Here is a 22783-nt window from a genome sequence, read left to right as displayed (position 1 = left end):
ACTATGAGCTACGCCATTGCTATCCCCTTAACCCTGGTACTGGGCTACCTGGCTTTTGTCCTGCTACAGCTCGGCTACTGGGGGCGACTCTCCCTGCTGGCCAGCTGGGACAACCGCGTCGATCGCGCCCTGGAATTTGCCACGCGCCGTCACGGCGAGCGCGAACTGATCGAACTCACGCGACCACTTAGCTGGAGTCGCGAACAGCACTGGAGTGCCCCGCTAATCCTGCGCACCGTCCGACAACTATCGGCCTGTTGGAGCCACCTGGGGGTCAGTGCAGGAGACCGGGTCGCCATCTACAAAGCCAACCAGTTCGACTACTTCCTGTTCTCAGTCGCCGCATTGCGCATCGGAGCTATCGCAGTCCCCATCAACGGCCGTATCGCCCCCGATACAGCGGCAAGCTATATGGAGCGCATGGGGGTGAAGCTGCTGCTCACCGATACCCATGGCTGGCAAAAGCTCAGCAATACCGATAGTGCCACCCGTTTTATTACAGGGCTTACAGCGGTCGTGCTGACCGATAGCGACAAGCACCTGACCCCGAGCGTACACAGCCTGGCAGCACTGCTACTCGAACCCCTGCCCCCGGTACCTGAGTGCCCCCGAGGCGCCGCCGATCCCCTCTATATTGTTCACACCTCGGGTACCACCGGCACCCCCAAAGGGGTAATCCTGAAACAGGAGGGCATCGCACAGTCCCTGCGCTCCATAGTGCTGTTCAACCCCATTTCCACCCGCGACCTGGCCTGTTTTGCCCTGCCGCTGAACCACCAGGTCTCCCATCTCTACCTGCACGGTATGCTGATGATGGGAATACACGTCATTCTGGATGACAAGCTGGAGGCAAAAGAGCTGGTGTCGCAGCTGCACAAACGCGAGCCCAGTGTTTTCTTTGGGTTTCCCGTCACTTACACACGCCTAATGGAATCCGGCGCCCTGGATCAACCCCTGGACAGCGTGCGTATTTGGGGCACTACCGCCGATGCCAGTCACGAGGTACAGCAGCGCGCATTTATCGCTCACGGCTCCTTCTTCACCCGCCTGGGCCTGCCCTGGCGCGGCTCACTATTTGTCGACGGCCTCGGCTCCAGTGAAGTGGGTATTGCCGCACTCCTGCGTATCACCACTCCCTGGACCCGACACTTCGACCGCCGTGTGGGTCGCAAAACACCCCTGGGCCCAATGATCAAGATTGCCGACGCCGACGGGGTTCCCGTGCCCAAAGGCCAAGTGGGACGCCTGATGATCAAGGGCAAGAGCATGTTCGACGGTTACTGGAATGCCCACGACGTCTACTACGCCTCAACCCTGGACGGCTGGTGGTTTACCGGGGATATGGTACGCCAGGGCAGCGATGGGGAAATTGTCCACCTGGATCGGGAGGTGGACGTGATCCACAGCGCCACCGGACCGGTGTACACCCTGCCCCTGGAAGAAATCGTGCTGAAGCAAAGTGGCGTGCTCGACACCTGTGTGTTCGGTTTGCGCCCCTACCCAAACGGCCCCGAGATGCCGGCAGCCGTTGTCGCCCCACAGGTGGGTGCCGACCTGGCAGAGGCGGAATCCCTGCGCAAAAGTCTCAACGCCCAGCTCCCGCCGGAGCAGCGACTGGATTACCTGTGGGTGATCGACTGGGCAGAATTCCCCATGGGCGCCACCGGTAAAACCCTCAAACGTCGCCTGCGCGAGCGCTACACCCCGATAGTGCAACAGCCGCACACGGCAATTACGGAGGCGGCCCCGTGCGAAGACACAGCCTTGCAAAGCGCCTGATTGCCGCCGCCATATCCACTGCGACAATCCCCGCCCTGGGCCAGACCCAGTGGGCCTTCGATACCAGCGGCAACAGTAAAACCTGGATCAGCGACTACGAATTGAGTCTACAGATGATCCACGAGCGCGAGCAATTGGGCGAAGCTCTGGGGGATGATGACACCCGACGCAGCGCCGCCGAGCTGCGTCTGGACTTACAAATACGCTGCACCCAAGGCTATTGCAACGGCACCCGGATCGTTCTCAAACCCCGCCTCGCTGCGGACAAAGATGAGCGCCCGGCCACAGTACCAGATCCCTACCCAGACTGGTTTGCCGAGGGCTACCTGCTCTACGAAACTGGTGGCGGCACCCGTTTCGGCGCCGGCAAGCGCCTACAGGGTTGGGGCCCATCACTGCTCTACAGCCCCACCAACCGACTGTTTCCCGACAACGGCGCCGTGACACCACGGCGGGATATTCCCGGCAAGCCCATGGTTTTCGCCAGTACCGATATCTCCGCCCGGGGGCGCGCAAGCCTGTTGGTGGCGGATCCGCGCCTGGACACCGTGGAGGCTATCGACAGCGGTGGCAGCTTCCAGCTAACCCGGGCCGAGTGGAATTGGGTCGAGGGCCAGGTGACCAGCATCGGCGCTGTCATCGCTGCTGGCGGCGGTTTTCAACCCTATGCCGGCGGCTACTTCCAGCACGGCCTCGGCGATGCCTGGACCCTCGGCGCAGAGTTTGCCGCTTCGCGGGGCTACGCACAGTCCAGTGGCACAGGTATCGAACTGGTGCAAAACCGCAGTCACTGGCGCTGGGACGGAGTGATCAATCTGCGCTACGGCGCCACTTCCGGCGCCGAAACCGGCCTCGAACTTATCTATAACGGCTATGCCCTGAGCGGGACTGAACTGCGCAACCCTCAGCTCGCCGCCCTGCCATCAGCGGGCAGCGGGCCATCCCGCAACCGCCCACTGCACCCGTTTGTACAGCGCCAATACGCCCTGCTGCAAACCACTTGGCCAAAGCTGTTTGGCGACCGCCGCTGGAGCCTTACTGCCAGGGTATTGCAGGGCCTGGACCAATCCAGCAGCAGCGGCTTTGCCGAACTTTCCTACAGCCCCAGCGACAGCGTCACCCTCTATTTGGGTCTCTCCGGCAGCCGCGCCAACGAGGATCTGGCGCTGAGCCAACCGGTGACCAGCAGCAGTTACCTGGCTGTGGACCTCTTTTTCTGAATGGAACACATGGATAGAGCGAAAAAATGGAGAACAAGATGAACCTGGTCGAATTCGAATCTGTGACCAAGCGCTACCAGCTCGGCGAAGTCCAAGTCACCGCCCTCAACAGCGTCGACTTCACGGTGCAAAAAGGCGATTTTGTCGCGATCACCGGCCCCAGTGGTAGCGGTAAAACCACCATGCTGAATCTGATCGGCTGCCTCGACAGTGCCACCTCTGGCGAGATTCGCGTAGCCGGTCAAGCGGTCAGCCAGCTCAGCGATCGCCAACTGGACACCCTGCGCTCCCGCACCTACGGCATTATTTTTCAGAACTTTAACCTGGTGCCGGTATTGAGCGCATTGGAAAACGTTATGTTGCCCCTGTATCTGCACGGACTGAGCAAGGCGGAAATGCGCCGGCGCGCCCAGGCATCCCTGGCCGCTGTGAACCTGAGTCGCTTCGCCGGCTTCCGCCCGGATCAATTATCCGGTGGCCAGCGGCAGCGGGTCGCGGTGGCCAGAGCACTGGTGACAGAACCGAAGCTGATCCTCGCCGATGAGCCCACCGCTAGCCTGGACACCGCCAGCGCCCTCTCCCTGGTGGAGTTAATGAAACAGTTGAACCGGGAACAGGGTGTCACCTTTGTCTTTTCCACCCACGACCAGCGCCTGCTGCAACACGTCAAGCGGGTCGTAGAGCTGCGCGATGGCCACCTGAGCGACAGCGCCGCTGAAGCGCCGCTCACTGCAGCGGCCGAATTAACAACAGATACAAGCGAGGTGGCGTAATGTGGTCGATGGCTTTTCGCAACCTGTACCGCGACCGCAGGCGCACCCTCGCCACCGTAATCGCGGTGGCCGTGGGTTTGTTCGCGGTGCTGATGTTTCTCAGCTATATCCGCTTCGTTGAAGGGTCTCTGGCCTCAGTCGTGATCTATCGCGACGCCAACGCCCACGTACAGGTATATCGCACCGACGGCCCGGAGCAGCTGGCCGCCTCCCCAGCCCAGTACTCGCTGGATAAGAGCGAGCAGGCCCTGATCCATCGGGTGAGTGCCGAGTTACCCCATTTTCTGCGCGCCTCCAACCAGCTGGCCGGCGTGGGGGTGGTGCAGGCGGGCAGTGAAAACGCCGTATTCCTGGCCCGGGGCATAGACCCGGCTTTTGAGCGGGCACTGCAAGCGGCTAGCCCCCTGGCTGCCACTCCTCCACCGGAGGATGGGTTGCTCCTTACCCCCCAGTTGCAGGACCTGCTCGGCTACCCCGCCAAAGGCACCGAACTCCAGCTGTTCAGCGCCTCCTACGCCAACCGGATCAACGCTATTGAGGCGCCCTTACTGGGTGACTTCTCCACCGGTATTGAGGCGATTGAAGACAAGGGGCTCAAGGCACCGCTGGCGCTGCTGCAATCCCTCTACGATACCGATGCCGTTTCCAGGGTGGTGATTCAGCTCGACAACCGCCAGCACAGCGGCCCATTCCGCGAACAGCTGACGGCAAGCCTCGCGAGTGAGGCGCCGGGCCGTTTTGAAGTGACCACCTGGGACCACCCCCAGATCGGCCAGCTCTACACCAGTTTTATGGGGTTTTTTAATATGGTCTTCGCCTTCACCGGCCTGGTGGTGTTCACTATTGCCCTCACCACCATCCAACACACCCTGGCGATGAATGTAGCCGATCGCACCCGCGAAATCGGTATGCTGCGCTCGCTCGGTTTTAGCCGCAAACGCATCGCCGGTCTGTTTGTCAGGGAGAGCCTGCTAACCACCGTCGCTGCGGCCGTGGTCGCCACCATTGCCGCTTATATTGCAATGCTAACCCTCGGCGCCGCCGGTGCAGAAACCCAGTTGCCGCGCATCTCTGAGCCGGCCCGTCTGAACCTGGACCTGCCCCTATCCACAGCCCTCGGCGCCATTGCCTGTGTCGGGGCCGGTATCACTCTCGGCGCGCTGCTGACCGCGCGCAAAAAAGTCGGCGGAGAAGTTCGCCCCGGGCGCCGCAGCGTACCGCTTACCCAGTTGCTATCCGCCACAGCCAGTGTGGTCGTAGCACTGACCCTATTCCCCGTGCAACCCCAGGCAGCTGAACCGCTGGAAGTAGCGGCAACGGCCACCCCCGACAAGGAAATTATGCGCCACTGGCTACACGAGGCAGACCTGGCTCGCGGGGGTTGGGGCAGCTACCAGTGGAAGTTGCGCATTCACACTGAAGACCCCGCCGGCACCACCGAGACCGATTACGATATCGCTGTGCGGGACGGGCGGGCCCTGGCCATGACCACAGCACCCAGGCGCTACCGGGGCGAGAAAATCCTTATCGCCTCCCGCGCCATGTGGTACGCCAAACCGGGGCTGCGCAAACCCATCAGTATCAGCCCGCAGCAACGGCTCGTAGGCGAGGCGGCCAATGGCGATATCGCCTCCACTCAGTACGCCCGCGACTACACACCGGAATACCTGGGTAGTGCTGAAGTTGACGGAACACCCTGCCACAAACTGAAACTCACCGCCGCCACTGACAGCGCGACCTATGAGTCCATCGTTTATTACCTCGACAAAAACACCCTGCTGGGAGTGAAAGCGGAATTTCTCACCGCCAGTGGCATGCCCCTCAAGATCGCCCTGTTCGAGTACGGCAACCAGGTGCAGGTGGGGGACAGAAAGCAGCCTTTTGTGTCGCAGATGAAGATCGTCAACGCGAACTTTCCCGACCGCTACAGCGTGCTTGAGTACGCCCAGGTATCACTGGCCAAGCCGCCGGAAAGCCTGTTTACCGTCGACACACTGATGACTCTGTAGGAGCCCACATGACCGCTAAATTATTGCTGACAATGTCCCTGCGCAATTTGTGGCGCCAGGGGCGCAAAACTCTGGGCACTTTTGTGGTGATGAGTATTTCGGTGCTCGCCCTGTGTCTGCTGGCCGGCTACACCCAGTCCAGTGTGGCACTGATCCGCGATGCCTTTATGCACTGGGGGGCACGGGGTCACCTGGTGATTGAAAGACCCGCTTCCGACCTGGCGCGACAGGTCGAAGGCGCGGGGCAATTGCCGCTGACCGCCGAGCTACAAGGGGATATCAATTCAGTGCTGGCATCGGACCCAGACGTTGTCGCCAGCGCTCGCATCCTGCGTATTTCCGGCATGGTCTCCAATGCCCAGGTGAGCAGTATCTTCGCCGGTATCGGCCAGGATGTACGGGAAATCCGCGCCATCAAGGGCCCCGCCTACGAGTACGATGTGGTGGCGGGCACTCCCCTGTGGATGGAAACCCGTGCTGAACCTTTGATTCTCGGCCAGGGGTTGGCGGCGATACTCGGCTGCGAAATCCCCTCGGTGGGCTTCGCACCGCTGCAACCCGGGGACACGCCCGAGTCGCGCCCCATCAACTGCCCACCCGGTCCCCTGGAGCTGACCGCCACCACCCGTGGGACCGCCAGGGTCAACGCGATACGCGCGCTACCCACCGGCATCATGGACTGGGGCATTAAAGAGATAAATGATCGACTCGTCGTTCTGCCCATGGCCGATGCCCAGGCCCTGCTGAACACCTCCGATGTGAGCGAGTATCACGTGTTGCTGAGTGACAGCGCCGATGTCGGTGCAGCCCAGGCCCGAATCAAGGGGCAGCTGCAACAGGCGGGGCTCAGCGATATCGAGGTGTTCCTGTGGTCCGATCGCGCCGCGTTTTACCACCAGTTTAAAGCGGTGCTGAGTGGCTTCCTCAACTTTATCGCAATCATCGCCTGCGCCATTGGTTTTACCAGCCTGCTGAATGCCAGCTATATGAACTTTTCCCAGCGCGCGCGGGAATTCGCCACCCTGCGCAGCCTCGGCTTTACCCGCCGCTTTGTGCTGACACTGACGGCACTGGAAAACAGCTGGCTGGCCCTGGCCGCTGCGGCACTGGGTATCGGCATTACCGCCGCAATTGTCTGGGCCGTCCGCGCCGCGCAAATTATGTGGACGCCACCGGGCTCAACCAATGCTATCCCCGTCGACCTCGCCTGGGTTATTCCCATTTATCTGGCAACGGCTTGCGCCCTGGTCCTGATCGCAGCTGTCGCCAGCGCCATTCCCACTCGCAAAATACTGAGAAGGCCAATTCGCGCGGTGCTCTCCGACGCATAGCCGCCACCTCACAAGCAAAGGAGAAATTTCAATGACTGAAATGGCACGCAATAGGCGCTGGAAGCGCTTTGTAGATCCCCAGTCCGGTAAAGCACTGGTAGTCCCTTTAGATCACGGCCTGACTGTGGGCCCGATTGCCGGTATCCAGCGACCGGAGGAGATGCTCAGCTGGCTCGATACAGACGCGGTAACTGGCGTTGTCCTGCACAAGGGCCTGGCGGAGCGCCTCGGCGGCAAGCTCGACTGTGGACTGATTATTCACCTCAATGGTTCCGTATGCACCGATGAGCAGCCGGATATCAAGCAGCTGGTCACCACCGTTGAGGCCGCCGTGCGCCTGGGGGCCGATGCCGTTTCAATCCAAACCAATTTCTCCGCAGCAACCGCATCCCACAATTTGCGCTTGATCGGTCACGTTGTGGACGAGGCCCACTCCTGGGGAATGCCGGTGCTGAATATGGTTTATGACAAAAGCAGCGATGCCCAGGGCCTCGAGCGTCTGCGTCACTTTATGCGCACCGCTGTAGAGCTGGGCGTGGATGCACTCAAGGTGGCGGCACCGCAAAATCTACAACGCATTCCCGAACTTATCGATGGCATTCAGGACCATACCCCCGTGCTATTTGCCGGTGGCGCCCTGGCCGATGAACGCGCATTGATTGAGTTAGCTGCGGCGACAGTGGAGTTCGGGGCCGGGGGTATCTGTGTGGGGCGCAATGTATTTCAGCGCTCCAATCCGGCCACAACCCTGATGCAACTGCAAAGCGTATTCCGCGATGACGTGCTGTCGGAGAGCGGCTTTGCCCGCTCATTGACACTGAATCAACAGGAGCCGGAGCTGGCCCTGTAACAAAACTCGGGTAATGCAGCGCACCGCTGCACCACCAAAATAGTGTGCCGGCCCGATTGCCGGTGCAGCAGGCAACTGAGGAGAAGCCTTGCCGTGAACCCTTTAGATTCCAATCAGGGATGTGTCGATCTACTGGTCGATCGCCATGTTCGCGATGGCCGGGGCGACCACCCTGCACTCATTGAAATCGCCCCCTCCGGCCGCCGCAGTATCAGTTACCGAAAGTTGCAGCAGCTGAGCTTTGCCGCAGCCATTGATCTGAACTTACACCTGGCCGGCAGCCGCAGCCAACAGCGCATCGCCCTGGTCGGCGGGGCCACACTGGAAAATACCGTTTACTGGCTGGCGGCTATGCGCAGTGGCCACCTGCCATTTATGGTCCACCCGTCCCTCCCTCAGGGACACTACCGCAATCTGTGGGAAGATTTTGATCCCAAGGTAATCCTGGCAGCCCCCAGCGTAGAGGGGGCTGACCTGTGCGCACCTTTCGAGCCTATGTCATCGATCGAGGAATTGAGCGGCCTCGCAGCGGGGTCGGTGGCAACCAGTGAAATCAGCCGGCTGGCGGCAGACCTGGACCTGAGACCCGCCCTGGTGCTGGCCACCTCCGGCTCCACCGGAAGACCAAAACTCTGTGTGCACAGCCACCGCTCTTTTTGGGAGTTCGAGCGCACGGTCAGTGGTCCGCTGTGGAATATCCGCGCAGAGGATCGGGTGCTTGCCACTACCGGTCCCTTCTTTTCCTTTGGCTTACAGGGACTGCACGTTCCCCTGAGCCGGGGAGCCACTGCCATTATGTTGCCCCAATGGAAACAGCACTGCGATTTTCTCGATGTTATCGAAGCGGAAAAAGTCAGTGTCTTTCTCGCAGTGCCAACCCTCTACCATTTATTAATGTCCCGTGCCGAGCGCGAATATCAGCTGGAGCATTTGCGCCTGTCCCTCTCCGCCGGTGAGCGCTTACCCGCCGTAGTGCGCAGACGTTGGCAGGCCTGGAGCGGTGCGCAAATTCTAGACTCAATCGGCACCACCGAAACCTTCGCCCCCTATTTATCTGAATTGGCTAGTGGCGAAGAAGCTCTGCAAAAAGTCGAGGGATTTCGCTACAGCGAAATCCCTCACGGTGACGGCGACGATATCAGCCTGTCTCTATCTCGTGGCTGCCTGATGCTCGGCTACCTGGTACCCGCTACGGGTGAACTGCAAGCGGTAAAACAGCCCTTCGCAACCAGCGATCTTTTCTCACGGGATAAAAAGGGGTTTCATTTTATTTCCCGCGACAGCGAGCGAATTAAAGTGGCTGGGCACTGGGTCAGCCCGCAGGAACTCGAAGCATTTCTACTCGCGGATAAACGGGTAGCCAAAGCCGCAGCCCTGCCTATTGAAACGGCCGAAGGGTTGATTCGATTGCGCGCTTATGTGGTTGCCAATAATAGCGGCTACTCGGCAACCGCACTGGTGGACGACCTGATGAAGAGAATCCGGGAGCAACTGCACCCCCGCGCCCTGTGCCCCGACCGCATTGAGCTAGTGGAGGATATTGCCAGTACCCCCAGTGGCAAACTCAAGCGGCAGGAACTGCGCAGCTTTATCGGCCAGCAGGCCGCCCGTGCCGGCGCAGTATTGGCTTAAGGTCTGATCAAACCGATAGAGAGTGCCCTGGCCACAGCTTGGCGGCGGTTGGCGACGCCGAGTTTCTGTATCACATTGCGAATATGGAAATTCACTGTGGCCTCAGAGCAGCCGAGAATCCTGGAAATTTCCCAGGACGTCTTGCCTACTGCCGCCCAGTGCAGGCACTCCCCTTCGCGGCGGGTGAGCCCGATTTCAGCAGCGACGGCCCCCTGGTCAATGCGGCTAATCGCCTCGTAGGCGTATGAAGCGAGCAATTGAATCATAGGCATGGTTTCCTGCAACCAGCTGCCGAGCCTTGGGGTGTAAGTCGCTCCATTGGCAACAGAAATCATCATTAAGCGGCTCTGTCTGGCACCGCGCAGTGCTGTGGAAACACCGGAGGCAATACCGTGGGATTCGGACTCCTCATATATCCGCCCAGCGTCACCGGAAAAATGTGCCCGGTGCCAGATCATCGGGATTGGCGACTGGCGGCAGTGGCGCACGACCGGGTCGCGGGTTACCCATTTTCCCCGGCTATAGTTCTCAATGCAGTCACTGGGATAGTTGGTTTCTACCGAATACTGCTCGAGGGTACCAGCAGGATCTTCCAACCCAATAAGATAATAATCAAACCCTATCGCACTAATAGAGCGTTGCACACGGTCCTTAACCTGTTGAATTGTCTGTGCATTCAACAATTCCGGCAGGGCCTGAATAACTTCCTTTTTCGGATACAAAATTCCCTCTCCGACTTCTTACAAAAACGTCTTCACACTTATCCGCAAAAAACCTCTGGATAATAACTCTGGCGCATGACAAAAATAGAAAACAGTTTACCCGCCAAGCAACTTATTAACGCTTCACCTATTAAAAAGCAACCCGACATATCACACAGAAGCGAAATATATACAAACTATTAACAAAAGGATAAGGCAACAAAAATATGCCCCACCACAGACACACACCTATCAGCCAGCCAACAGCTGCTCTTCACAGTAGGCAAAGAAAATCTGCAAACCATCCCAGCAAGCCTAAAAACATAACGATTAACCCCGCAAAAAATCTATCAATTCTGGCCTATTTTTTTTAAAAAAATAAACATCACTGCAACAAAGGCTAAATATCGCGCAAAACCCGCAAGTGAGAATTTGGCAAAAGACAATAGAATTTAAAACAGCTTCAACGAAAACTGCTGAAGCGATATGATTGATAGTGTGGTTTTTTCGTTTAGTCACACAGTGAAAAAACACTTTAAAGTTAGCGATAGAGAGCCAACGGCAGAAAGGAGTTCCGCCCATGCTTCACACACTACACCGACTTTCCGCCCTCACCATTAGTATGTACATCCTCTGCCATATCACCAATCACCTGGTAGCCCTAGCGGGCATTGAGACCCATATCAATTTTATGCAGAGTTTCCGACAAATTTATCGGAGACAAATTATCGAAGTCCTACTGCTCGGTTGCGCCCTTTTCCAGGTGCTATCAGGGCTTACCTTTATTGTTAAAAGGTGGGGGCAACGGCAGGGCTTTTTCGATCGTGCCCAAGCAGTATCTGGCGGCTATCTGGCCTTCTTTTTAATGTTTCATATATCAGCAGTGATGTACGGCAGGTGGGTACAGGGCCTGGATACTAATTTCTTTTTTGCCGCAGCCGGCCTGCAAGCAAAGGCCTACCCGATCTTCTTTGCCCCCTACTACACCCTGGCAGTGGTATCTTTCTTTACCCATCTCGCCTGTGGTTTACGTTGGATATTTCGGGAAAAATTTTCAAGCGCAGCCCTGGATCGCAGTGCTGGGGCTGTCATAGCGGTTGGGCTGGTAGTTGGGCTCACCATAGTAAGCACTTTTAGTGGCACCTATTACCCGGTGCCACTGCCGCAGGAATACTGCCTGACCAGCTGCTAAGTAACGCGCTTGGCCAAGGCGTTACAACACCGGAGATTTAGACGGTACACCGGGGATTTCACGCACTAATTTTGGCACTAGGTAGCCGGGTACACGGTGGCGTAGCTGTTCGATAATTTCCACGGCCTGCTGGTCGGACACCTCAAAATGGGCGGCGCCGTTAACCCGGTCCAATTGGTGTAAATAGTAAGGCAGCACGCCGGCATCAAATAGGGTTTCACTCAGTGCCTCCAACGCCGCCGCGCTGTCGTTCACCCCTTTAAGCAATACCGCCTGATTGAGCAGGGTCACGCCAGCCTCGCGCAGGCGCAGCAGGGCCGATCTGACTTCGCTATCAATTTCACGGGCATGATTGCAGTGCAATACCAATACCGGCTTTAAACGGGAGCCCGCAAACCACTCCAGCATCTCGCGGTTTACCCGGCTCGGTGCGACGATCGGCAAACGGCTGTGAATTCTTAATTTATCCAGGTGGGCGATCTGCGCCAGTTCTCCCGACAACCAGGCGAGCTGTCGATCACTCAGCACCAAGGGGTCACCACCGCTCAAGATAACTTCGCGCAACTCCGTGCGCGCGCGGATATACTCCAGCGCGGCCAAGCCCTGCTTGCGGGTCAGGTGATTGTCGCCATAGGGGAATTCCCGGCGAAAACAGTAGCGGCAATTCACCGCGCACTGCCCTGCGGCAATCAGTAGCAAGCGCCCGTGATATTTATGCACGACACCGGGCAGCGGATTGGCCTCGGCCTCCTGCAAGGGATCGGCGCTAAATCCCGGTACCCGCTCCAATTCCGATGCGCCCGGCAAAACCTGTAAGAGCAAGGGATCGCTGGGATCACCGGGGCGCATTCTGCGCACAAAGGGCCGCGGAACACGCAGGGAGAAGCCCGACGCAGCTCTTAAAGCATCGGGCACTTGGCTGGGGTCCAGCTGCAATAAGTCAATTAACTCTGCCGGCTCTGTGACCAAATCAGACAATTCGTCCTGCCAGCGGCGGGTTTCCTGCGTGTCGATAAGTGCTATGTCGGGGGCCGATAACGCCATTGTGGGTACACTACAAAATAACGAATTGTAACAGATCCCAGGCAACTAGCCCTGCCCCGCTACACCATCCTTGAGCTGAGGGGCCTCTGAATAATTTCGCGATGCCTCCAGCTTGCAGAGCGGCTCTCAATCAAGGCGCGACTTCGCGGGAATGCCAGACTGTTTACGAGGCACTGTGAAAGACCCGCAGACATATTACGCAATCATTTAAGGGCTCCCTGATAGGCATAGCCCCTAATCAAAGTCACGATTCACCCTACAGATAATTCAATAAAAATCGATTTGCTCTGGCCGTGATACAACTGAAATAAACAGTTATTGCAGCGGGCCGCAGAAGCATCGCGCAGTACCAGCCCCCTTAAACCATGCAGAAACTCGCAAACACTCACAAAAAATTTACCGCGCAAATTCCCCACAAAATCCTTTACCTTTCTTTACCGGAGATGCGCCCCACTTTATGGCAGAAGACAGCGAGCATTAACTCTTACCACTGGAGTGATTACTCACTGATAAAAACCCACCCAACCAATGTTTTTAGGCAACCACCACAGTCAAAAAAACCACCACCTTCAAGAGAATAAAAAAGGATAAAGCAAAAAGAAAACCGCTCACTAGCAAAATAAAAACCACTAACAGGCGGCAACACAAAAAAAATGCCAACAAAATAACAAAAAAATCACAATTCCCTTATTCCCAATAGGGTTAATTCGATGTTAATTTAAACGCCGGCAAAGAAAATTATTTTGCCGCCCCACCCGAAGGTGGACACTATCGAGAAATAAATAAAAACACCTAAAAGGTGTTCACACAGAAAGTTTAGAATTACAAAAAGGAATTACCCGATGGAAATGCAGCTTGAATTGCTTGAAGCCAATAAAGACCTACTCATTGAGCAAACTCGCGCACATCCTTTCTTAAAACGCTGTCGCGAAGGCTCCATCACTCTGGATGAACTGAAAATATTTTTGGTTCAGCAAGGTATTTACAGTGGTTTTTTCGTTAGATACCTGTGCGCAATGATGGCCAACCTGCCCAGCAACCATGAAGTTCTGGAGCTGGCAGAAAACCTGATGGAAGAGTTAGGCCTGGAGCCCGACAGCCCCAAACCACACGCGATTATTTATCGTGAAACCCTTGAACATTTTGGTTTAACCCTGGAAAACGCCGAAGTTTTACCCGGCACCCAGCACTTGATCGACGCCATGTTCAAGAACTGTCGCGATCTCAGAGCCAGCGCCGGACTCGGCGCTCTGTGCCTGGGCGCTGAAGCGCTGGTCCCCGATTTATACAGCGATATTGTGGCCGGATTTCGCTCCTGTGGCGTAACCGATAAAGAGATGGAATTTTTCCTCCTGCACATTGAGTGTGATGACGGCCACGCAGAAACCATTCGCGATATTATGGTGGATATCGCCTCCAAAGATCCCAGCCAACTGGACATCATGCTCGAAGCCGGGCGCCACCTTGTAGAGGCCCGCCTACAATTCTTCGATTCTATTGAAAGCGCCTACCACGCCTCCAAACATAAACAGGCTGAAGCTGTCACCGCTTAAACAGCAAGTACCAATCAACCCGCTCACAGGTGTTGTTGGAGAAAGCTCCGGCATAGGGAAATGCCACCAACATAAATTCGACAAAGATCGAATAATTTTGAGTTAGGTTTTTATAAATTATTTTGCCAAGCATTAATAAATAAGGAAATTTTATTAAATAGTGCAAAAATAATTTAACTTGCTGTGAGAATTGGAGATACACATGGCTAACACACTATCAATGGCAAAAAACGAACTGGTTGAACGGGCCAGTGAAGCGATGAAACAGCACCTCAGCACACCCGAGTGGTCGCTGCGAGAAAAGCTGGCGCTGACTTGTCGAATCTTATTTAACGACGGCCACGACTCTGGCCTGGCAGGACAAATTACTGCCCGCAGCGAAAAGCCCGGGACCTATTACACCCAGCGCCTGGGCCTCGGCTTCGATGAAATTACCTCATCCAATTTACTCGAGGTCAACGAAGACCTAGAGGTACTGTCCGGCGAGGGGATGGCCAACCCCGCCAACCGCTTCCACTCCTGGATCTACCGCGCGCGCCCCGATGTGAACTGTATTGTGCACACCCACCCCATGCACGTGTGCGCGCTGTCCATGCTGGAGCGCCCGCTGAAAATTTCCCATATGGACGCCTGTATGCTGTATGAGGATATTGCTTTCCTCAAAGACTGGCCGGGAGTACCTGTGGGCAACAGTGAGGGGGAATTGATTTCTGCGGCGATCGCAGACAAGCGCGCAATCCTGCTCGGCCACCACGGCCTGATTATGGCCTGCCGCTCTGTGGAGGAGGCCTGCGTTATGGCGGTTCAGTGCGAGCGCGCGGCCAAGCTGCAAATCCTGGCCGAGTCCGCCGGTACCATTCAGGATATTGACCCGGAACTGGGCCGCGAAGCCCACGACTGGATTCTTCAGGAAAAACGCACACAGGCAACGTTTGCTTACTTTGTGCGCCGCATGCAGAGGAGAGGTTACGGCGGCGGGGAAGACCCTCTAAGCTAAGCCCGTCAGGGGCAGTGGAGCCGGCATCCACTGCCCAGTGGCGCGCCCGGCGCCGCAATATCTGTGGCGCCCGCCCCCATTATCTCCCAGGTTATTCGTTCCAGCTCCCAGCCTCCTGTATAATCCCGCTCCATCGTACAGGGCTGGCGGTAAAGTCTCTTTTCCCCAGCCAGACGAGTTACCTGTGGCTAGCATTTGTGGCGGGCACCCAGCCTTGGCCGGAACCGGCTAGAAACCAAAAACTCGTTAAAAATCATATAGATAAATGACTTAAAGGGCTCTATTTGCTATGGCTAGTTACTCCACTAACGAATTCAAGGGCGGCCTCAAGGTGATGCTGGACGGCGACCCCTGCTCAATCGTGGAAAACGAATTCGTCAAACCTGGTAAGGGCCAGGCGTTCAACCGCGTCAAGCTGCGCAACCTGAAAACCGGTCGCGTATGGGAGCGCACCTTCCGCTCCGGTGAGAGCCTGGAAGCGGCGGACGTAATGGACCGCGAAATGGAATACTTGTACAACGACGGCGAGTTTTACCATTTCATGGAGCCCGAGACTTTTGAGCAGCACCAAGCCAGCAGCGATGCGGTGGGCGATGCGGCCAAGTGGCTCAAAGAGCAGGATATTTGCACTGTAACCCTGTACAACGGCTCGCCGCTGGCAGTGACTCCGCCCAACCACGTGATTCTGGAAATCACCGATACCGACCCGGGCCTGCGCGGCGACACCGCCCAGGGCGGCACCAAGCCGGCCACTCTGGTTACCGGCGCAGTAGTGAAGGTTCCCCTGTTCCTGGAGATCGGTGAAACCATCAAGGTCGACACCCGCACCGCCGAATACCTGGGCCGTGCCAAGGAAGACTGAGCACGCCCTACCCTCCGAGCGGCCTCCGGCCGCTCGTCTCCAGAGCTACCCCCATGAACACAGATACCTGGCGCCCCACCGCCACCATTGCCGCCCTGCGCCAGCGCGCAGCGCTACTCGCTGAAATTCGCACTTTTTTTGCCGCCCGCGACGTGCTGGAAGCCGAGGTGCCGGTACTGTCCCAGCGCGCCACCAGCGACCCCCATATCGAGTCCATCACCACCGAGTGCCGGGGCGAAAACGCCTACCTGGCCACCAGCCCCGAGTTTGGTTTAAAGCGTCTGTTGGCAGCGGGATTGGGGGATTGCTACTACCTGGGCAAAGCCTTCCGCCAAGGCGAATCCGGCGGCCGCCACAACCCCGAGTTCACCATGCTGGAGTGGTACCGCTGCGGCTGGGATGACCACCAGCTGATGGGGGAAGTCTCCGAGCTGCTCAGGGGTATTTTGGCCACCGAGCAGGTTCAGTCCCTCAGTTACCGGGAGCTGTTTTTGCGAGAGCTGCAACTGGACCCCCACAGCGCCAGCGAAGCCGAGCTGATCGCCTGCGTTGAACGGGAGATGGAGTTGTCCTTTGTCCCCCGCGAGCGCGGCGAGTGCCTGGACCTGCTGATGAGCCACCGCCTGGAGCCCAGCATGAACGAGGGCATCACCCTGCTCTACGATTTTCCCGCAGAGCAGGCGGCACTGGCAAAAGTGGTGACAGATAAAGAGGGGGTTCCCGTGGCTAGGCGCTTCGAGGCCTATGTGGGGGGATTGGAACTGGCCAACGGCTACTGGGAGCTGACCGACAGCGACGAGCAGCGGCGCCGTTTTGTCCAAGACCTGGAATACCGCCGCAGTCACCAGCGCCCGCTACACCCGTTTGAAGAGCGCCTGGTGGCGGCCCTGGATCAGGGCATGCCGGAGTGTGCCGGTGTCGCCCTGGGAGTCGACCGGCTGCTGATGCTAAAAGCCGGCTACCAGTCCATCGAAGAAGTGATCGCCTTCCCTTTCAGCCGCGCCTAGCGGCCGCTTACGGCGAGCTGTACTGGTAGCGGGCGAGTTCGCCGACCGCAAAAAAACCACTGTCGAGCAACAGCTGCTGGCGATCGGCGGGCACCAAGGTCACCAGGCTGCGGTGTTGGCCACCCCGCGCCGCAGCGGCTAAATGGCTAAACAGGGCCCGGCCAATTCCCCGCTGCCGGTAATCCGGCAGCGTCACCGAGTCGTAGAGGCCCAGGGCATCGGCGGCCGCAAACAGACACGCGGCAGCTACCGGCACGCCATCCAAACGGGCGAGAAACAGTTTCAGGCGCCCGCGCCGCTGTTCGGGAATCTCTTGCAGGCCCCGATAGAAGCGCGCCAGTTGCGCCCCCTCGGGCTCCCCTGCCACCGCAGCCTGCACCGCACCATAGTCGGACAAATTCTCCGCCTGCACCGCAGCAATGGCCAGTTGTTCCACCGCCGGGGGCTCGGCAGTGCTGAGCTTCTCGATCTCCACCGCCATAGCCACCAGGGACTGGCGCCGCTTTAACCCCAGTGCGTCCAGGGTGTCGTTGTCCAGGGGTTTTGAGGCGCTGTGCCAGAGGGTGAAAGGGCTGTGCCGCTCGGCAAAATAATCCAGCACAAAGCGCTGAATAATACGCGGCGGCATCACCATATTGGAAAACACCTGATTGAGCCCCGCAGAGGGCAGGCCGCTATCACTGCGGACAATGCCGGTAATTTCCTTGGTGCCATCGGGGTTTAGCAGGCCTGCGCGGTAGTCCGCGTAAGCCTCCAAATTGCGGCAGACGAGATTTTTCGCGCTGAGACTGTATTTCATGGGTCAAAGGATAGTGCTGTTGCGTCATTTCCCCAGTGAACCCAACCCCGCAGACAGCGTTGCTGCGGGGCCACAAGCCCTACTTCTGCACTTGCGACAGGGCACACTGATCCATGGATAGCGCCGGTTCAGCACAGGTGGCCGCCCCGACAACTTTTGCCGGCACACCGGCCACCAGGGCCTTTGCCGGTACCGATTTCAGAACCACACTACCGGAGGCGACCTGGGCGCACTCGCCAATTTCAATATTGCCCAGCACCTTGCTGCCCGCGCCAATTAAAACCCCGTGGCGGATTTTCGGATGGCGATCGCCGCTCTCTTTGCCGGTGCCGCCCAAGGTAACGGACTGCATAATGGAAACGTTGTTTTCCACCACGGCAGTCTCACCGATCACAATGCCGGTGGCGTGATCCAGCAGTATACCCTCGCCCAGGCGCGCGGCCGGGTGAATATCCACGCTGAATACCACTGAGACCCGGTGTTGCAGGAACATGGCCAGAGAGCGGCGCTGCTGCTGCCACAGCCAGTGAGCCACACGGTGGACTTGCAGGGCGTGGAAGCCCTTAAAGTATAGAAAGGGTTCGTGCAGGGAGTGGCAGGCGGAGTCGCGCAGGTAGATTGCGTTCAAATCCGCGCGGGCCGCGTGCCCGATCGAGGGGTCGGCCTGTAGCGCCTCATCGATCACCTCGCGAATTAACAGCGCCGGAGCCACCGCATTGTCGAGCTTGTTGGCCAGGTGAAAACTGAGCGCCGCCTCCAGGGAGCTGTGGTTCAGGATGGTCGCGTGCAGAAAGCTGGCCAGGATCGGCTCCCGCTCCACCTGCTGCGCCACCTCCATACGAATCTTCTCCCAGATCAGATCCGCCTCGGCCTCGGTGCATGTCGCATCCATGATTGCTCTCTCCATGTTACACGGTCCCCAGAGTCAGTGGGGGCTCCAGCAATGCCGACTGCTGCTCGCGCAATGCCAGTATATGCTCAGCCCAGTAGCGGGCGGTATTAAACCAGGGGAATGCCAGGGGAAAAGCCGGGTCCTGCCAGCGCCGCGCCAACCAGGCGGCGTGGTGCATCTGGCGCAGGCAGCGCAGCGGCTCCACCAGCTGCAACTGCTGGGGGTCAAAGCGATAGAAGGTCTCATAGCCCTCCAACACCGCATCCAGGTACGCGGTTTGCTCGGCGCGATTGCCGGAAATCAGCATCCAGATATCCTGGATCGCCGGCCCCATCAGGCAGTCGTCCAAATCTACAAACCAGGGCGTCTCATCCCGCCACAGGAAGTTGCCACTGTGGCAATCGCCGTGCAGGCGCAGCGTATCCCAATCCCGCTCAAACAGCGGCGCTATCTGTTCAATAATGTGGCCGGTAACCGAAGCGTAAGCCTCGCGGTTCTCCGGCGGCAGGAAATCGCCCTCCAGAATAAATTCCCGGCTATCGATGGCGAAGCGCTGCAAAGTGAGAGATGGGCGCTGGCTAAACGGTTTGGCACTGCCGGCCGCGTGAATGCGCCCCAGCATGGTGCCCACCTGCTCCAGGTGATCAAAATTATCCAGCTCCAACTGGCGACCGCCGCGCCGGGGGAAAAGGGCAAAACGGAATCCAGCGGACTCCATCAGGGTGCGCCCGTCAAACTGGATCGGCGCCACCACCGGAATTTCCGCCTCAGCCAACTCCAGGGTGAACTGGTGCTCCTCCAGTATCTGCTCGTCACTCCAGCGCCCGGGGCGATAGAACTTGGCAATCAGCGGCTCAGCGTCCTCGATACCCACCTGGTAAACGCGGTTTTCATAGCTGTTTAAAGGAAAAATACGCGCATCGGAAAGCAGCCCGGTACTCTCGACACAGTCGATCACCACGTCCGGCGTCAGGGCTTCATAGGGATGATGATTCGGGGTCATAGTGGGTACCAACTGGATTGCAGCTGGCTATGCTAACGCGGTCGCGGGGGCGGGGACAAACTCGGAGTCGCACCGCCAGCGAAAGCGGCCACCTCAAAGGGCGTTCAGCGCGGGAAACTACCCACAGTCAAGGGCACAAAAAAACGGGATTAGTCGCCATTTGCCCGCTGTTGCTGCAACAACTGAACCACCTGGTCACGACCAAAGACCTCGGCAAAATCCTCTGCCGAGTGGCCGGCCTTATTGACCTGTTGCGCATCGCAGTCCTGATTTAGCAAGGTGCGCGCAAGGGCAAACTCACCGCGAAAAATTGCCGCCATCAGTGCGGTGTTGCCACGGCGATCCTGAGCGCAGGGATCTGCCCCTTTTTGCAACAGGTAGTCCACCGCCTGGCCATTGCCGTTATAGGTGGCAATCATCAGCGCCGTATAACCTTTTGGGTTGCGAATATTGAGGGGGAAACCGGCTTCGGAAAACTCACGCAGCACCTCGACATCCCCCACCCTGGCTGCGGCAAAATAATACTGGGACAGCTCGGTAAAATCAGATTGTGTTTTTTCCACTTCCCCGGCCTGAACCCCCAGGGCGAGAAAGACCAGTGCGAATAAAAATGCTCTCATAATTTCACCTGTACAAATTGAGCGGGCGACGGCTGTCGCCCGCTCTTTGGTAAAAATTACCGGGCCAGTTTTTTCACTTGTCCCAGATCTCCGCCAACCGCTTTGGTCAGGCGCTGGCCGTAGTCCTTGTCGGCCTGGTAGAAGTAGCTCAGCATAATGTGCTTGGTGTTGTCATCGCGTACTTTACCCAGGTCGCCAGCGAGATTTTCAATCAAATTCTGGCGCTCCTCCGGGCTCAGACTGCGATAGAAAGCACCCGCCTGGGCAAACGGCAATTGCTTGTCAATCGCCTTTTGCTGAGTGCTGCCACTGAGCGGCTTGTTGCTGTACAGACCTTTGGCGTCCTCACTGCGCACATCGATACGGCTCGGCTGGTAGTTCACATCTGAAGCCTGCTGGCCGTAGTTGCCCGCGCCGTCCTGGTTCCAGTTGTTTACTGCCACCACAGGGCGGTTGATGGGCAATTGCTGGTGGTTGGCGCCCAGGCGATACATTTGCGTATCGGAGTAGGAGAACACACGACCCTGTAGCAGGCGGTCTTCCGATGGCTCAATACCCGGGACAATATTGGCCGGCGCAAACGCAGACTGTTCAGTTTCCTGGAAGAAATTAGTGGGCACACGGTTGAGGGTCATAGTGCCGACTTTGGTTTCCTCCACGTCCAGCCACATTTTAGTGGCGTCCAGCGGATTGTAATTAAAGCTGTTTAACTGCGAGGGTTTCAGCACTTTAATATACAGGTCCCACTGGGGGTATTCGCCTTTTTCAATCGCGGCATACATATCGCGGGTTGCGTGGCTGAAATCCTTGCTCTGGATTTCCGCTGCCTCTTCCACAGTCAGGTTTTTAATGCCCTGGCGAGTTTTCCAGTGGAACTTCACGTAGTTCACTTCACCCTGGTCATTGATAAATTTATAGGCGTGAACCCCCCAGCCATCCATCTGGCGCAAGTTAGCCGGTGTGCCGTAATCGGAGTACACCCAACTCAGCATATGGGTGGATTCCGGTACATGACTGAAGAAGTCAAAGAAGCGATTGGGGTCCTGCTGATTGGTCACCGGCGAGGGCTTCAGGGAGTGGACCATATCCGGGAACTTAATCGCGTCGCGGATAAAAAATACCGGCAGGTTGTTACCCACCAGATCCCAGTTGCCCTCTTCGGTATAAAACTTGGTGGCAAATCCACGGGGATCACGCAGGGTTTCCGGAGAGCCCTTGGAGTGAATAACCGTTGAAAAACGCACAAATACCGGCGTTTTGCTGCCGCGCTCGAACACCGCCGCACGAGTTAAATCACTCAGATCCGCTGTCGCCACAAATTCACCGTGAACACCGGTGCCGCGCGCATGAACGACACGCTCGGGGATACGTTCACGGGCAAAACGCTGTAATTTTTGAATCAATTGAACATCTTGCAGCAAATTACCGCCATTTTCTCCGGCTGTTTGCGCGTTCTGGTTATCCCCGACAGGAGCGCCGTTATCGCGGGTCAGGGTCTCTGCATTGGCACCGCCTATCAGACCGATAGTTAATGCAAATAAGGGTAAGTATTTCATAGGACTATTTAACTCTACCGCCATCTCTATTACAGGGATAGAGCTTATAGGGGCAGGCAATCAGAGAGAAATTAGGCCTCCTTATCGCTCTTATAGTGGGGATCAATAGTAAGGGCGCAAGCTGATATATATTAGCAATAAATAAAAATGAGAATTATTTTCTTTTGGGATAAATTACTCTCAAGGTGCATTTATTTGCGACTCAATAATTCCCCACTAAACACAAACAGCCAAATTCCCATACAGAAGATATTTTCTAATTATGTCTTTTGAAATAATTAACAGTTAGGGAGTACAGCTACGGCGGCTTTTTAACCCACAGGGCGAAGGGAAGGTTGCGGCGGGTGTGACTGCAACCATACCCACCGCTGCAAGGCTGGGATTAGGGGGGATGCACTTCAGAGTTGAATGCAGGCGTGATAGATACCGTAAGAGGCCACACCCAGGCCAAAAAACAGCTGGCCCACCAATAACACCCGGAAGGCGAACGTATAGCGGGCCACTTCCCCCCGACGAATGGCATCGTTGGAAAAGATTCTCGCCTCCTCCGGGAAACCCATTTCCAGAGTTTTCAGAGCGGGCACCGCGAGTTTGAGCAGCTGGCGGCTGCGAATATCCATCAACCAAAATACCGTAACCAATATGACTACAAACCCACCCAGCAAGGCCAAAATCAGCGGGTGGAAGTCTTTCTCCACGGCGGTAAAAATTCCGCCCTCGACAAACATGGTCAATACAACAAAAAAATTAAAAACCCTAAGGCGCTGATCGGCGGCAAAGCGGTAGTGTTCGCAGAGGTACTGTCCCTGTTCCAAACGGAATCTCCTTAGCTGTTAATACCTATAAAAGTGCTCCGCGCTGCGGGAATGATTGACCGCAAGGCCGGCAGGTATTTATTGATCTATTTATCTGCAAAGTGCTGTACGGGCCCGCTGAAACACTGGATCTGTGTCCCACTAAAAA

General features: G+C 57.1%; 20 protein-coding genes. 12 read left to right on the top strand and 8 right to left on the bottom strand.

All coding sequences use genetic code 11. The features are described 5' to 3' along the window. Positions 1–3 precede the first annotated feature (3 nt). From ACJJIF_RS16545 to ACJJIF_RS16515, 7 genes are all read left to right on the top strand, one after another. A complete protein-coding gene (locus ACJJIF_RS16545) occupies positions 4–1779 on the top strand; it encodes a class I adenylate-forming enzyme family protein (protein ID WP_444929424.1) in 1776 nt (591 codons plus the stop codon). Next, positions 1749–2999 (top strand): hypothetical protein, encoded by a 1251-nt coding sequence (locus ACJJIF_RS16540; RefSeq protein ID WP_444929423.1) that lies wholly within the window; start codon positions 1749–1751, stop codon positions 2997–2999. The genes ACJJIF_RS16545 and ACJJIF_RS16540 overlap by 31 nt, the downstream gene beginning before the upstream one ends. Positions 3000–3037: 38 nt before the next feature. Beyond that, positions 3038–3772, top strand: a complete 735-nt coding sequence (locus tag ACJJIF_RS16535) for an ABC transporter ATP-binding protein (protein ID WP_444929422.1) — start codon at positions 3038–3040, stop codon at positions 3770–3772. Then, on the top strand, positions 3772–5781 hold the full coding sequence (locus ACJJIF_RS16530) for an outer membrane lipoprotein-sorting protein (RefSeq protein ID WP_444929421.1): 2010 nt from the start codon (positions 3772–3774) through the stop codon (positions 5779–5781). The genes ACJJIF_RS16535 and ACJJIF_RS16530 overlap by 1 nt, the downstream gene beginning before the upstream one ends. Positions 5782–5789: 8 nt before the next feature. After that, complete coding sequence (locus ACJJIF_RS16525; RefSeq protein WP_444929420.1) at positions 5790–7112, top strand: ABC transporter permease; 1323 nt, start codon at positions 5790–5792, stop codon at positions 7110–7112. 31 nt (positions 7113–7143) lie between these two features. After that, positions 7144–7962: a class I fructose-bisphosphate aldolase gene (locus tag ACJJIF_RS16520; protein ID WP_444929419.1), complete on the top strand. Its 819-nt coding sequence runs from the start codon at positions 7144–7146 to the stop codon at positions 7960–7962. 93 nt (positions 7963–8055) lie between these two features. Further along, a complete protein-coding gene (locus ACJJIF_RS16515; protein WP_444929418.1) occupies positions 8056–9594 on the top strand; it encodes an AMP-binding protein in 1539 nt (512 codons plus the stop codon). On the opposite strand, the gene ACJJIF_RS16510 is transcribed toward ACJJIF_RS16515, so the two are convergent. After that, positions 9591–10316: an autoinducer binding domain-containing protein gene (locus ACJJIF_RS16510; RefSeq protein WP_444929417.1), complete on the bottom strand. Its 726-nt coding sequence runs from the start codon at positions 10314–10316 to the stop codon at positions 9591–9593. The genes ACJJIF_RS16515 and ACJJIF_RS16510 overlap by 4 nt on opposite strands. 559 nt (positions 10317–10875) lie before the next feature. On the opposite strand from ACJJIF_RS16510, the gene ACJJIF_RS16505 reads away from it, so the two are divergent. Continuing rightward, on the top strand, positions 10876–11487 hold the full coding sequence (locus ACJJIF_RS16505) for a hypothetical protein (RefSeq protein ID WP_444929416.1): 612 nt from the start codon (positions 10876–10878) through the stop codon (positions 11485–11487). A gap of 21 nt (positions 11488–11508) precedes the next feature. Here ACJJIF_RS16505 and epmB read toward each other — a convergent pair whose 3' ends face one another. Continuing rightward, positions 11509–12531: an EF-P beta-lysylation protein EpmB gene (gene epmB, locus ACJJIF_RS16500; protein ID WP_444929415.1), complete on the bottom strand. Its 1023-nt coding sequence runs from the start codon at positions 12529–12531 to the stop codon at positions 11509–11511. An 842-nt stretch (positions 12532–13373) separates the two neighbouring features. Here epmB and ACJJIF_RS16495 point away from each other — a divergent pair. From ACJJIF_RS16495 to epmA, 4 genes are all read left to right on the top strand, one after another. Next, on the top strand, positions 13374–14084 hold the full coding sequence (locus ACJJIF_RS16495) for an iron-containing redox enzyme family protein (protein ID WP_444929414.1): 711 nt from the start codon (positions 13374–13376) through the stop codon (positions 14082–14084). Positions 14085–14286: 202 nt separating this feature from the next. Further along, the gene (locus ACJJIF_RS16490; protein WP_444929413.1) at positions 14287–15081 is read left to right on the top strand and encodes an aldolase; all 795 of its coding nucleotides are present in this window, start codon (positions 14287–14289) and stop codon (positions 15079–15081) included. Between the two features lie 289 nt (positions 15082–15370). Further along, complete coding sequence (efp, locus tag ACJJIF_RS16485; RefSeq protein WP_444929412.1) at positions 15371–15943, top strand: elongation factor P; 573 nt, start codon at positions 15371–15373, stop codon at positions 15941–15943. A gap of 53 nt (positions 15944–15996) precedes the next feature. Further along, the gene (epmA, locus tag ACJJIF_RS16480; protein WP_444929411.1) at positions 15997–16950 is read left to right on the top strand and encodes an EF-P lysine aminoacylase EpmA; all 954 of its coding nucleotides are present in this window, start codon (positions 15997–15999) and stop codon (positions 16948–16950) included. Positions 16951–16957: 7 nt separating this feature from the next. On the opposite strand, the gene ACJJIF_RS16475 is transcribed toward epmA, so the two are convergent. From ACJJIF_RS16475 to ACJJIF_RS16450, 6 genes are all read right to left on the bottom strand, one after another. Next, a complete protein-coding gene (locus tag ACJJIF_RS16475) occupies positions 16958–17749 on the bottom strand; it encodes a GNAT family N-acetyltransferase (protein WP_444929410.1) in 792 nt (263 codons plus the stop codon). A gap of 79 nt (positions 17750–17828) precedes the next feature. After that, entirely contained in the window at positions 17829–18641 is an 813-nt protein-coding gene (gene cysE, locus ACJJIF_RS16470; RefSeq protein WP_444929409.1) for a serine O-acetyltransferase, read from the bottom strand. A gap of 16 nt (positions 18642–18657) precedes the next feature. Then, positions 18658–19644 (bottom strand): SrkA family protein kinase, encoded by a 987-nt coding sequence (locus ACJJIF_RS16465; RefSeq protein ID WP_444929408.1) that lies wholly within the window; start codon positions 19642–19644, stop codon positions 18658–18660. Positions 19645–19793: 149 nt separating this feature from the next. After that, complete coding sequence (locus ACJJIF_RS16460) at positions 19794–20264, bottom strand: ankyrin repeat domain-containing protein (RefSeq protein WP_444929407.1); 471 nt, start codon at positions 20262–20264, stop codon at positions 19794–19796. Between the two features lie 56 nt (positions 20265–20320). Beyond that, positions 20321–21820 carry a catalase gene (locus ACJJIF_RS16455; protein ID WP_444929406.1) on the bottom strand — a complete coding sequence of 500 codons (1500 nt, stop codon included), beginning with the start codon at positions 21818–21820 and terminating at the stop codon, positions 20321–20323. Between the two features lie 398 nt (positions 21821–22218). Continuing rightward, positions 22219–22635, bottom strand: a complete 417-nt coding sequence (locus tag ACJJIF_RS16450; protein ID WP_444929405.1) for a hypothetical protein — start codon at positions 22633–22635, stop codon at positions 22219–22221. Between the last annotated feature and the right edge of the window lie 148 nt (positions 22636–22783).

This window comes from Microbulbifer regidiadema (SeqCode) (genome assembly GCF_052467605.1).
Note: the sequence above shows the minus strand (reverse complement) of the source record. Positions and strands in the feature narration are given on the sequence as shown.

Bases quoted from the DNA above. Each gene is read 5' to 3' on its own strand.
- ACJJIF_RS16475 (WP_444929410.1), bottom strand. From the start codon at position 17,749: ATGAAATACAGTCTCAGCGCGAAAAATCTCGTCTGCCGCAATTTGGAG.
- ACJJIF_RS16460 (WP_444929407.1), bottom strand. From the start codon at position 20,264: ATGAGAGCATTTTTATTCGCACTGGTCTTTCTCGCCCTGGGGGTTCAG.
- cysE (WP_444929409.1), bottom strand. From the start codon at position 18,641: ATGGATGCGACATGCACCGAGGCCGAGGCGGATCTGATCTGGGAGAAG.
- epmA (WP_444929411.1), top strand. From the start codon at position 15,997: ATGAACACAGATACCTGGCGCCCCACCGCCACCATTGCCGCCCTGCGC.
- ACJJIF_RS16530 (WP_444929421.1), top strand. From the start codon at position 3,772: ATGTGGTCGATGGCTTTTCGCAACCTGTACCGCGACCGCAGGCGCACC.
- ACJJIF_RS16465 (WP_444929408.1), bottom strand. From the start codon at position 19,644: ATGACCCCGAATCATCATCCCTATGAAGCCCTGACGCCGGACGTGGTG.
- ACJJIF_RS16520 (WP_444929419.1), top strand. From the start codon at position 7,144: ATGACTGAAATGGCACGCAATAGGCGCTGGAAGCGCTTTGTAGATCCC.
- ACJJIF_RS16525 (WP_444929420.1), top strand. From the start codon at position 5,790: ATGACCGCTAAATTATTGCTGACAATGTCCCTGCGCAATTTGTGGCGC.
- ACJJIF_RS16535 (WP_444929422.1), top strand. From the start codon at position 3,038: ATGAACCTGGTCGAATTCGAATCTGTGACCAAGCGCTACCAGCTCGGC.
- ACJJIF_RS16455 (WP_444929406.1), bottom strand. From the start codon at position 21,820: ATGAAATACTTACCCTTATTTGCATTAACTATCGGTCTGATAGGCGGT.
- efp (WP_444929412.1), top strand. From the start codon at position 15,371: ATGGCTAGTTACTCCACTAACGAATTCAAGGGCGGCCTCAAGGTGATG.
- ACJJIF_RS16495 (WP_444929414.1), top strand. From the start codon at position 13,374: ATGGAAATGCAGCTTGAATTGCTTGAAGCCAATAAAGACCTACTCATT.
- ACJJIF_RS16490 (WP_444929413.1), top strand. From the start codon at position 14,287: ATGGCTAACACACTATCAATGGCAAAAAACGAACTGGTTGAACGGGCC.
- ACJJIF_RS16505 (WP_444929416.1), top strand. From the start codon at position 10,876: ATGCTTCACACACTACACCGACTTTCCGCCCTCACCATTAGTATGTAC.
- ACJJIF_RS16545 (WP_444929424.1), top strand. From the start codon at position 4: ATGAGCTACGCCATTGCTATCCCCTTAACCCTGGTACTGGGCTACCTG.
- epmB (WP_444929415.1), bottom strand. From the start codon at position 12,531: ATGGCGTTATCGGCCCCCGACATAGCACTTATCGACACGCAGGAAACC.